The 11765-nt window shown below is 58.9% G+C and carries 7 protein-coding genes and 1 pseudogene; all 8 read left to right on the top strand.

Annotation, left to right across the window (positions count from 1 at the left end; genetic code table 11):
• Positions 1-224: 224 nt before the first annotated feature.
• Positions 225-1394, top strand: a complete 1170-nt coding sequence (locus ACUN0E_RS17010; protein ID WP_445567335.1) for a porin — start codon at positions 225-227, stop codon at positions 1392-1394.
• Positions 1395-2149: 755 nt separating this feature from the next.
• Positions 2150-5320: an EAL domain-containing protein gene (locus tag ACUN0E_RS17005; protein ID WP_445567334.1), complete on the top strand. Its 3171-nt coding sequence runs from the start codon at positions 2150-2152 to the stop codon at positions 5318-5320.
• Between the two features lie 637 nt (positions 5321-5957).
• Positions 5958-6158 carry a hypothetical protein gene (locus ACUN0E_RS17000; RefSeq protein ID WP_445570457.1) on the top strand — a complete coding sequence of 67 codons (201 nt, stop codon included), beginning with the start codon at positions 5958-5960 and terminating at the stop codon, positions 6156-6158.
• Complete coding sequence (locus ACUN0E_RS16995; RefSeq protein WP_445567333.1) at positions 6112-7098, top strand: ABC transporter permease; 987 nt, start codon at positions 6112-6114, stop codon at positions 7096-7098. Before ACUN0E_RS17000 ends, ACUN0E_RS16995 begins: the two co-directional genes overlap by 47 nt.
• Before the next feature lie 230 nt (positions 7099-7328).
• Positions 7329-8957 (top strand): IS21 family transposase, encoded by a 1629-nt coding sequence (gene istA, locus ACUN0E_RS16990; protein ID WP_445567332.1) that lies wholly within the window; start codon positions 7329-7331, stop codon positions 8955-8957.
• The gene (gene istB / locus ACUN0E_RS16985) at positions 8954-9724 is read left to right on the top strand and encodes an IS21-like element helper ATPase IstB (protein ID WP_445567331.1); all 771 of its coding nucleotides are present in this window, start codon (positions 8954-8956) and stop codon (positions 9722-9724) included. Before istA ends, istB begins: the two co-directional genes overlap by 4 nt.
• Positions 9725-9900: 176 nt before the next feature.
• Entirely contained in the window at positions 9901-10080 is a 180-nt protein-coding gene (gene tnpB / locus ACUN0E_RS16980; RefSeq protein WP_445567330.1) for an IS66 family insertion sequence element accessory protein TnpB, read from the top strand.
• A gap of 93 nt (positions 10081-10173) precedes the next feature.
• Positions 10174-11748: pseudogene (gene tnpC / locus ACUN0E_RS16975) on the top strand (IS66 family transposase).
• Positions 11749-11765: the final 17 nt, after the last annotated feature.

Raw genomic sequence — 11765 nt, 5'->3', positions numbered from 1 at the left:
CGCATGCCACGGATCTCGAAGAGACACTAACAGACGATTGAATCTACCTCAAAGACTGAAACTGAGAGGACGCCGGTCGCTATCGTGCCCGCGATCATCAACGCTGATGATTTCGTCGGCGCGGTCCAGGTCATAGCGCAAGTGATTTGTAGAAGCATGTACTGAAGTCCGTCTGGATACGAGATATCCAGCGGGTCAACGTGATTACTCGGGGATAAACGAGCATGAAAAAATCTCTTTTTGTATTGAGTGTTTTAGGCGCATTTACTGGTGCAGTGCATGCACAAAGCAGCGTCACGTTGTTCGGGCTTATCGACGAAGGGCTGAACTATACGAATAACGCTGGTGGCCATAGTCTCTATGCAATGTCGAGCGGCGACGCTCAAGGGTCGCGCTGGGGCCTCAAGGGCACCGAAGACTTGGGCGGCGGTTTGTCGACTGTCTTCCAGTTGGAAAACGGATTTAACGTTAACAATGGCAAGCTGGGACAAGAGGGTCAGGAGTTTGGCCGCCAGGCATTTGTCGGTCTTTCCAGCGCGACGCTAGGCACGCTCACGTTCGGCCGCCAATACGATTCTGTTGTTGACTATTTGGCTCCGTTGACGGTCAATGGAAACTGGGGTGGCCAGATGTTCTCGCATCCGTACGATAACGACAATACGGACAACACTTTTCGTGTCAACAACGCGATCAAGTACGCGAGCGTAAGCTATGCAGGCTTCTCCTTCGGAGGCGCGTACGCTTTCAGCAACTCGACCAACTTCGCCGTCAATCGAGCAGAGAGCGTGGGGGTCCAGTACTCCAACGGCCCCTTGTCCGTTGCCGCTGCTTATCTGAACGTCGATAGCCCCAATAATGGTGCCGCTGGCGCTGTTGCGAATCTTGGCTCTAGCGGCACGGACGGCAGTTGGACTGCCGTTCGGCAACGCGTATTTGGGGCGGGTATAAACTACACGATCGCGGCCACAACGTTGGGTTTTGTCTACACGAATACGAATCTGTCGGAGCCGTCGGGGACGCAGTACGCTAGTCTGTCCGCGAGTCCCACACTTGGGGCAGCATCATCGCTCAAGTTCAACAACTTTGAGGTGAGCGCCAAGTATCAGTTTACGCCGACACTCTACGCTGGTGGCATGTACACATACACCCAAGGTACGTACGATGGCACGTCCGGCGGTAGTGCCAAGCCGAAGTATCATCAGTTTGGTCTAATGGTCGACTACAACTTGTCGAAGCGGACCGACGTGTACGTGCAGAGTACCTATATCAAGGTTGCGAGCGCTTCTGGCGTGGAGGGTACTGGCTTGGAATTTGCCGCGAACGCGGATGCCACTGCTCCCTCGTCGAATGGCAAGCAGTTCATGGCTCGCATCGGCATTCGTCAGCAGTTCTGATAAAGCGGGCTCTCGATTCGTCGGTTCAGTACATCAGGAAAAGAGCTGGGGGCATGCACTCGGGCTCTCTTTCGCATGTCGAGTTTTGGCAGCATCTGTGCCGGTCGTAACGTCTGAGGTAGCAAAGGTGGAAGACTAGAAAGGCATCGTAGACTGTCGGCTCATGGTCGAGGCCCGGTCGGATCCTGAAGATATTCAAGATGCGATCGGGATCATGGTTCTTGCGGAGCATGCGATGGCCGCGGTCGTCGGGTTGAGCTAGGATAGCCACTGATCTACCTCGGTCGAAGTATCGGTCTCCATCGCCCCCGGCGCTCCGAGATTGACCGCTCAAATCGCTGCAGCGCGTCCTCGAGCCGCTTTTTTCCAAATTTAACTGAACAAAAGAATTATTCCGCTGGCCCAGCGGCTTCGGATTAGTTGCGTGATCTGCCGCTTGAACAAGCCGGGTTTCACAAGCTCGCGCACGCGTTTCCCGGCCGTTCTGTCGCGCTATCGCACCGGATTGGTGAAAATTAAGCGAAAGCTAAAGAAGGTGATTGTCACGCCGATATTGAGCGTAGGTGAGCTGTTTTCTATCATGCGCGGATCTGCAATCCGCTCGGTGTTTTCCTTCGTTGGAGTTCGACTGTGGATCGTTCGGCGTGTAGGGTGAAGGCTGTCGAGACCTGTCCTGAGAACAATCGGCACAATTCGCCGCCAGCCAATGTGCCTGAAGTTCCGACTCAAGCCCTCAACGGGACGTCGCACCATCTATGAAGCGCAATCCCTTCTTCCGGCTGCTCGCGCGTCTTCGCGTGGGTCGAAAACTCCTGCTTATCTATCTACTGGATCTGAGCGCAGTCCTTTACATCAGCGGCATTCTGATCAGTGAGAAATATATAGGCATCGATTTCTCGGACAAGGAAATTGTTGGCAATGCCTATGTGAGGACCGTGCGCGACGCGCTGGTCGACGTCGCCCTCGCCGGCGCTGGCGAGCGCCCCTCCGCGGTCTCACTGCGACATACCGCAGCCAGTCTCGCCGTTGCGGAACGCGTTTACGGTGCCAACATGGAGAGTGCTGCGCTGAACGAGCGCGTGCGCGCAGCGCTTGAAGTGCTGGCGCACCAATCGGAACCCACGCCGGCAGTCGTGAGCGAGGCGCTTGAAATGTGCCGCCAACTGATCACGCGCGTCGGCAATCAATCGAATCTGATTCTGGATCCAGACCTCGATAGCTATTACTCGATGTCGTTGTCGATTCTGCGCTACCCGGCGTTGCTCGATTCCCTCAATGGGATAGGTCGGCAACTGCACAGCGCGCCACGCACATCGAGGACGCACGACGAATTGCGCACGCGTTATCTCGTGCTGGAAGGGCAACTCGACGCAGTGCTTCAAGATCTGCGTTCCGATTTCGCCGAGACGACCGCGGCTAACCCGACTCTCGATGTCGCGCTTGGGCCATCGGTCGAGCAGATGCTGCTCTCGATCGAGACCTTTCGTAGTGCCGCGCGCGCCGTAGTGGACAGCGGCGTGGTCGATCCAGACCAGGTGCGCACTGTCGACGCTGCCCAGCAGACGGTGGTCAACCGCATTCAGGATGCGTGGAGCAACACCGGCACCCAACTGGATGACTTGCTGCAAGCGCGAGTGCGAAGACTGTTCCAGCGGATGTGGTTGCATATGGGCACCGCGCTCTTCCTGTTGTGCAGCATTCTCGGCATGGTTTACTTCGTCGCCCAGCAAATTTCGCGGCCGTTGCGCCAACTTGCGCGCGTGATGGATACGGTGCGCCGTACCGGTGATCATTCGCTGCGCGCGAGCTGGGAAAGCCAGGATGAAATCGGCCAACTGGTGAGCGGCTTTAACGAGATGCTGGAACAACTCGATCGCGAGCGGGACGTGCAGAAGGAGCTGGCCGCCACGGCTCGCGCATCGGCTGCACAGTACGCGCTGGTCGAAGCTACGCCGGTTCCGATGATGGTCACGGCCATTCCGGGTCATGAGGTGCTGCATGCCAACCAGCCCGCGCTCTACTGGTTGAATGGCTGTACCACCGATCCGTGGGCCTCCGGTCTTGACTCCGCGGTGCGGGCGCGGTTTTTCCAGCAACTGTCGGATCGTGAAGCGGTCGACGAGTTCGAGGTGCGCTGGAAAGCCACCAGTGAGCCGACATGGGCAATGCTGTCGGCGCGGCGGCTGAATTTCCAGGGGCGGGACGCGATGCTGACTGCGTTCACGCCGATCCATCAGATCAAGCTGATGGAGCAACGTCTTGAGTTGTGGGGCAAGGTTTTCGAGGCCTCGTCTGAAGCTATCCTGATACTCGACCACGACCAGCGGCTCGTGACCGCAAACGCTTCCTTTTATCGCGCGACCGGCTATCGTGCTGACGATGTCGCGGGCAAGCCACCGGCTTTTATCGTCGACCCGAAAGGCGACAGTGTGATCGAAAGCGTCACCGCGAGGGTCGATCGCTCCAGCACGTGGCACGGGGAAGCGCAGGTGCGTCGACGCGAGGGCGGCGACTATCCGACGTGGCTGATGGTCAGCGCCGTGCGTGATAAGCGTGGTAACGTGTCGCATTACATCTGTACGCTGATCGACATCACCGACCGGAAGAAGAGCGAGGCACGCATCCAGTTTCTTGCCGAACACGACGTCCTCACGGAGCTGCCCAATCGCGCGCTATTTGCCAAACGACTCGGCGTCGTGTTGGGCAACGCGCAACTGACCGGACAACGCGTCGCGGTTCTGTTTATCGACTTGGACCGTTTCAAGAATATCAACGACTCGCTCGGCCACCACATCGGCGACGGGCTCCTGCGATCCGTGTCGCGACGCCTGCTTCAAGCCGTGCGCAGCAACGATACGGTCAGCCGACTCGGCGGCGATGAGTTCACGGTCATTCTGAACGGGGTCACGAACGCGGCGGACGTGGCGCGTACCATCGACGAGCGCCTGATACTGCTTGTGCGGGAACCGCACGAGATCAGTGGAGTCACGCTGCAGGTTTCCTGTAGCATCGGTGTCGCGATGTATCCGGACGATGGCCCAGACATCGAAACGCTGATGCAGAATGCCGACGCGGCGATGTATCAGGCCAAGGCGGCGGGGCGCAATCTGGTCAAGTTCTTTTCGCCGGACATGGCCGAGCAAACGCGCTATCGCCTGGCGCTCGAAGCATGTCTGCGTACCGCGATCGAACGGAAAGAGTTGCAGCTCGCGTATCAGCCCTGTCTCGATGCTCGCACCGGGGCACTCGTCGGGGTCGAAGGGCTGCTGCGATGGAACAGCCCGCAGATCGGTACCGTGGCGCCGTCGCAGTTCATTCCGGTGGCGGAAGAAACCCGTCTCATCATTCCGATCGGCGCGTGGGTGATCAACGAAGCCTGCCGTCAGATTGCCCAATGGCGAGCCGAAGGCGTGCTCGACATTCGCGTCTCGATCAATCTCTCGGCGATTCAGTTGCGCGATCCGGAGCTGCTCGCGACACTGCGCGATAGTCTCGCGACCCACCGGGTGCCGCCGGATGGGCTTGAACTGGAAATTACCGAAACCGTGTTGATGGACAACGCCGAGAACTATTTGCAAGCAATCAGGGCGATTCGCGCGCTCGGCGTCAAGCTATCGCTCGATGATTTCGGCACGGGTTATTCGAGCTTAAGCTACCTAAACCGCTTTCCGCTTGACCGGCTCAAAATCGATCGCGCGTTTGTGCACGACATGCTGGATGCACCCGCCGACCTCGCGATCATCAAGGCAATCGTCGAGCTGGGCCACGAGCTAGGCCTCCGGGTAGTCGCTGAAGGTGTCGAAAGCGAGCGAGAGGCGCAGATCCTGCGCGGCGTCGGCTGCGATGAACTACAGGGCTTCCTGTATTCGAAAGCATTGTCGCCGACGGAATTGTATTCCTGGTCGAACGAGCGAAAGGTGGCCTAAGTCGCGAGTGGGCGCTGGCCGACATTTTCGTGCATCTGGTCGTTAGCCGAACGAAAGACGCGGGGATTCTGCCCGCGGCATTGTAGGTGCTCGGATACAGGGAAAGGACGACGAGGAGGGAATTTCTGAATGACGCTGGCACCAGGACAACTTTTTCGAAGCAAAGCGTTAAGTCTCAATTTCGAGGCCCATTATCCGACAGCAAACGTCATCTTACTGAAATCGATAACTGGGAATCACCACAGATTTGTCTCCTCGGATTGCGGCGCAGCGAGTTATCGAATGCTGATTGTTAACCGTTCCACTGCGAAATCTCTGACCGATTAAATTGACGCGGATTGTGCCCAGTGGATGCTGCGAGCTTTCAACGATGCGCGTTTACCTCCGTTGCAGGCCCACGTCGCAAGATAGGATCGCAGTCACTACAGTGATCGTGCTCACGGTTGTAAATCATGTTCTGTACGGTTGCGGCCATTGTCCGCTGACCAAACAAGCTCAGGCGGTGATTCTCAAAGATGCGTTTGCTGAGCCTTGCTCGCGTTGCAGAATTCGCATCAATCCGATAGCCTTGCTCAGATTCGTTTCGCTCTGACAAAAGGTTGGCCTCGCGAAGGACATTCTCTCCTTGAAACTGTACATGCGTGTCGCGTGGCTTGGCAGCATCTCGGCTGCGACGCGCAAGTGCTGGCTATCGCAACCTCAGGTTTCCCGGATCATCACCGACTTCGAAAGCGTTTTGAGAGCCCGTCCGCTCACGCGTACGACTTGTACGGTAATGATGATGGACGCTGATGCCGAGCTTCTCTCCCGGCTCGACCCGACGATTTCCGTTGAGTGAGGGTTGGACTCTCACCCATTATTCCGAAATCTTTCTCGACGGAAGTTTCTACAAACTGATTGGAAACACAGTGACTTTCGCGGCAGGCGCCACGGTCATTGCGATGATCTTCGGAATCTTCATTGCGTGGCTCGTCGAACGTACGGATGTTCCGCTGCGGCGGGCGATCCGGGCTTTCGTGATCCTGCCAATGGCAGCGCCGCCGATGTTGCTCGCGGTCGGTTGGACGCTGCTGCTGAATCCGCGTAACGGGTTCCTCAACTTGTTGTTGAAGAACACATTTGGTCTGGCCACGGCGCCCTTCAACATCTACTCGATGGCGGGAATGGTATTCGTTGAGGGCTTGTCGTTGGTTCCCTCGACTTTTCTCCTCCTGTCGCCGTCCTTCCGAAATATCGATCCAGCGCTAGAAGAGGCCGCAGCTGCGTCAGGCGCCACCACTCGGATGATGATGTGGCGGATTGCTTTGCCGTTGATGCGGCCAGCTCTTCTGGGTACCTGCATGTTTCTTGTTATCGTTTCATTCGTTGTATTCGATGTGCCCGGCACACTTGGGATGCCCGCGCGCATCGACTTTCTTTCGACCAGAATCTATCGACTACTGAGCCTCAACCCGTCGGGATTACCAGACTACGGCGGCGTTTCCGCCATGGCAGTGCTCTTTCTCGGACTGTTGGTGATTTTGGCGTTCGGCTACCAGCGTGCGATGGGGCAGGCTGGGCGCTATGTCACCTTGACAGGCAAAGGTTTCAGAGCACGCCAGTTCAAGCTTGCTGGCTCGAAATGGGCCGCACTCGCATGCGTGATGCTCTACTTCTTTCTCGCGGTCATAGCGCCTTTAGGCATGCTGCTCTGGACAAGCTTTATGCCGTATCAGGTTGCTGTTTCGAAGCACGCCCTCTCTCTAGTCACGCTTGCGACCCACTTGTTCCAGCCGTAGCTTGTTGACTTCCACCGAATGCTGACCCACCGTCCCCAGACAGCGTGGTGCATCAAGATGGAAGCGAGCGTGGCCTTTATGCAGATCCCCGGCGGTCGGTCAAATTCCTCCGGGTATGGTCACTTCAAACTCCTCCACCTGACGCCCGTCAGCTGAGCAACTAAAGCTGCCGGGAGAGGTGTTGCAGGACGTCTATCTTCGTCTCCTTCGAACAAGAAGGAGTTCAGGGAGTGAACGTCTTGAAGCCGCACCTGCAAAGCACCGTATTCACATTACTCGAACGCAACAAGAGCCAGCGCCAGATCGAGCGACTCACGGGTATCGACCGCAAGACGATCCGCCGCTATCAGGCGATCTTCGCGTCGGAGAAGTCCGCTTCGGCAAACTCCCCCACGGTGACCACCGGCTCTGAAGCGGCGGTCACGCAAACTCCTCCACCGCCGCGACCACCGGCTACCGACAATTCCGGCAAGACCACAACGTTCAATTTCGCGCGCTCGGCAAGCGAACCGCATCGCGAATGGATCGAGCAGCAGGTCCGCCTGAGGCGCAACGCGCAGGCGATCTATCAGGATCTGGTCGACCGGTTCGGCTTTGCAGCCAGCTACGAGAGCGTCAAGCGTTTCGTTCGCGCTTTGCGTCACATCGATCCCGAGCAGTTCGACCGTCTCGAGTTTGCCCCCGGCGAGGAAGCCCAGGTCGACTATGGGGAAGGCGCACTGACCCGCGATCCGAAGAGCGGCCGGTACCGGCGCCCGCGGTTGTTCGTGATGACCCTGCGGTACTCACGGCGCAGTTTCCGGCGCGTGGTCTGGAAGTCCAGCAAGCAGGTCTGGGCCCAGCTTCACGAAGAAGCCTTCCGCTACTTCGGCGGCGCTGTCAGTTATGTCGTCCTGGACAATCTCCGGGAGGGCGTCATCACGCCCGACCTGTACGAACCCGAGATCAACCGGCTCTACGAGACGATGCTCGAGCATTACGGTGTCGTCGCCGACCCTGCCCGAGTGCGCGACCCGAATCGAAAGGGGACCGTCGAGAACGCGATTCAACACACGCAGGGCACCGCGCTTGCCGGCCGCCGTTTCGAGTCGCTCGAAGCACAGAACGAATTCCTGATGCATTGGGAGGCGAACTGGGCAGCCAAACGCATACACGGCAGCACCCGGCGACAGGTCGAGGCCATGTTCCAGGAGGAGAGGCCGCATCTGCGGCCGTTGCCGACCACCGGCTTTCGCTACTTCACGGAGGTCGTGCGTACTGTCTGGGACGATACCACTGTCAACATCGATCGCAGCAACTATGCGGCGCGGCCTGCACCGATCGGCAGTCTCGTTTCAGTGCGTATCTACGATTCCACCATCGAGATCCGCGATCGCCGGACGCAGGCGTTGCTGCGCACGCATCCTCGCGCCGTAAATGCCGGTTCGCTTGAACTGCCTGAAGACGAACGCCCGTTCAATCCGTCCCGCCAAAGCGCCTTCCTGCTTGCGAGCGCCGGCGACGTCGGGCCACGAACAAAGGCGCTGTGCCAGCACATGTTCGACAGCGAAGGTCGCGTCGGCCACCGCGCCATGTGGGGCATCGTCGGTCTGGCGAAGAAGTATCCCGCCCGGCTCGTTGAACAGGCCTGCGATCACGCGTTACGTCATCACGTCTACCGCTACAAACAGGTGCGCGCGATCGTCGAACGGCTGTTCGAACAGGCACTTGAGCGTCTCGATCAGGCACCGCAACTCGAGCTGCCTCTCACGCAGGATCACCCGCTGATCCGTCCTGCCGCCGAGTACGGCGAACTCTTTACCCTCGGTGCGCAGCACGGCGCCGAACCTCAACCTCCAACGGGAGAAACACAGGCATGACCATGACGTTACCGGAAATCGAACGGGCTCTCGGACAGCTTCGCCTGTCCGGCGTGCGTGACACGCTCGAAACGCGCGTACTGCAAGCACAAGGCTCCCAGCAGCCGTTCCTTGAAACCTTCGCACTGATCCTGCAGGACGAACTGGATCGCCGCCAGTCCCGGCTCATCGAACGCCGCTACAAGCTCTCCGGCCTCGAAGAGAAACTTACTCTCGCCGAATTCGACTGGGGCTTCAATCCCAAAGTGCCTCGTCAGGCCTGCTTCCAGCTGCACATGCTGAAGTTCATCGCCGCCGGCGACAACGCGCTGATCATAGGTAAACCAGGCACCGGCAAATCGCACGTTGCGAAGGCCGTCGCTTACCAGGCCGTCCTGCAAGGCCACAAGGTGCAGTATCTTGAGACCGACGACTTCTTTAACCGTTACGCGCTGAGCCCGACTGCCCAGCGCGAAGCCCGGCTGCGGGCTATCCTCGAGAGCGATCTGCTTGTGCTGGACGACCTGTTCCTGTCGCGTACGATCCCCGAGGCCGCCGGCGCGCTGCTGCAAACCCTGATCCATCAACGCTACAAACTCCATCGCAGCGTTCTCGTCACGTCCAACCGCGTTGTGCAGGATTGGGGCGCATACCTTGGCGACAACACGATGAGCACCACGATTCTCGACCGTCTTATGCACCACTGTCATCTGCTTGAATTCGACGGCCGCAGCTATCGCCTCAAGGAAGCCGCTGAAACGCTTGCGCGGAAATCGAAAACCAGCTAAATAAAACCCTTAGTCCTGCTGCACAGGGTGGGGGAATTTGCGCGACCATAAGTGGGGGAGTTTCAACTGACCGTCCGGGATGCAGATCGAGGCTGGCTAGGTTAAGTGGGCAAAAACTGCTGCCGAAAAACGATGACGAACTGTTGCCGTGGCTGCTGAAATACGAAACTGACGTCATGGGCCGCCTGTTCGCGTTTTGCATCGCCGCGACCTTCGACAGCATTAGTTCAGTCGATAGTTTCCACCTGTTCGCCAAACGCCTGGAGCGTGGGCGCTTTGCGTGGCCTCGTGCTGACGGCGGTGTTGTTTCGCTGACCAGCGCTCAACTCGGCCTTCTGCTCGAAGGATTCGACTGACGACAACCCGTCGATGCAGCGCGCCCCTCCAGCGCTTTGTAAACGTATGTGACAACGCGGGCATAGCGCAATGCACGCGCGTAAACTGCCGGCATGGCATCCAGCGACGCTACCCTTCCGGACGACATCGAGGCCTTGAAGGCTCTCTTGCTCGCGCGTGAGGCGGCATTACGTGAGCGCGAAGGCGACCTCGCGGATCTGCGTGACACTGTAACGACGCTCCAGAAGACACTCTCCGACCGGGCGCTCGAGATCGAGCACCTGAAGCTGTGAATCGCGAAGCTCCAGCGCATGCAGTTCGGGCGCAAGTCGGAGAAGATTGATCGCCAGATCGAGCAACTGGAATTGCGTCTCGAAGATCTGCAGGCCGACGACGGCGCGGTGATGGTCGACACACCGACAAGGTCCCGCTCAGAAGCCGGCAAGCCGACGGGACGCAAGCCACTTCCGGAACATCTGCGGCGCGAAGACGTTGTTCATCAGCCCGACGACGCGAGCTGTCCGCAATGCGGCGGCGCGCTTGGCGATCTCGGCGAGGACGTTTCCGAGCAACTCGACTATGTACCGGGGCATTGGCGAGTGATTCGTCACCGGCGACTCAAGAAGGCTTGTACCTGCTGTGACTGCATTGTGCAGGGCGCCGCGCCCAGCCGGCCAATCGATCGCGGCATGTCCGGTCCCGGGTTGCTCGCGCATGTTCTGGTCGCTAAATTCTGTGACCACCTTCCACTGTATCGACAATCAGTGATTTACGCGCGCGACGGCGTGGACCTCAGCCGTTCGACACTCGCGGACTGGGTCGGCCAGTGCAGTGCGTTGCTCCGGCCACTCGTAGAGGTCGTTCGCCGGTACGTGATGGCCGCCTCGAAGATCCACGCGGATGACACGCCGGTACCCGTGCTCGACCCGGGGAACGGCAAGACCCGTACCGTCCGGCTCTGGACGTATGTTCGGGATGACCGGCCAGCTGGTTCGAAGGAGGCGCCGGCGGTCTGGTTCGCATACAGTCCCACGCGGGCTGGTGAATATCCACAGGCCCATCTGAAGGACTTCAGGGGAACATTGCAGGCCGATGCGTTCGCGGGGTACAACGCGATCTATGAGGGTGGTCATGTGCGCGAGGCTGCATGCATGGCGCACGCGCGCCGTAAATTCCACGATCTGTTCGTCGCACGCGGGAGCGAGGTCAACACTGAAGCGTTGCGCCGGATCGGCGAACTGTACGCAATCGGGGCCGCGATTCGCGGCAAGCCACCAGACGAACGAAGACGTGTCAGGCAGGAGCAGGCGCGTCCGCTGCTCGATGCCTTCGAGATCTGGCTGCGGTCGACATTGGGTACGGTGTCGCAGAAAGGCGATACCGCCAAAGCCATCAACTACGCGCTGAACCATTGGACCGCGCTCACGATGTACGTCGACGACGGCGCCGTGGAAATCGACAACAACGCAGCCGAACGCGCTTTACGTGCCGTCGCTCTCGGCCGGAAAAACTTCCTGCACTTCGGTTCCGACAGCGGCGGCGAACGCGGGGCCGCAATCTACACCCTGGTCGGCACCGCGCTATGCCGCATCCGGCATAGGGCAGATCATGCCGAATCCCGCGCTATGCCGAAGCAGTTCGTATCATTCACTCCGGGTCATGCGATGCGGTTTGCGCATTCGGCATAGTCTGAGGCTCTCTCCTG

This window comes from Paraburkholderia sp. D1E (genome assembly GCF_052682275.1).
The sequence above is the reverse complement of the archived record's forward strand: the minus strand, read 5'-3'. Positions and strand labels throughout refer to the sequence as shown.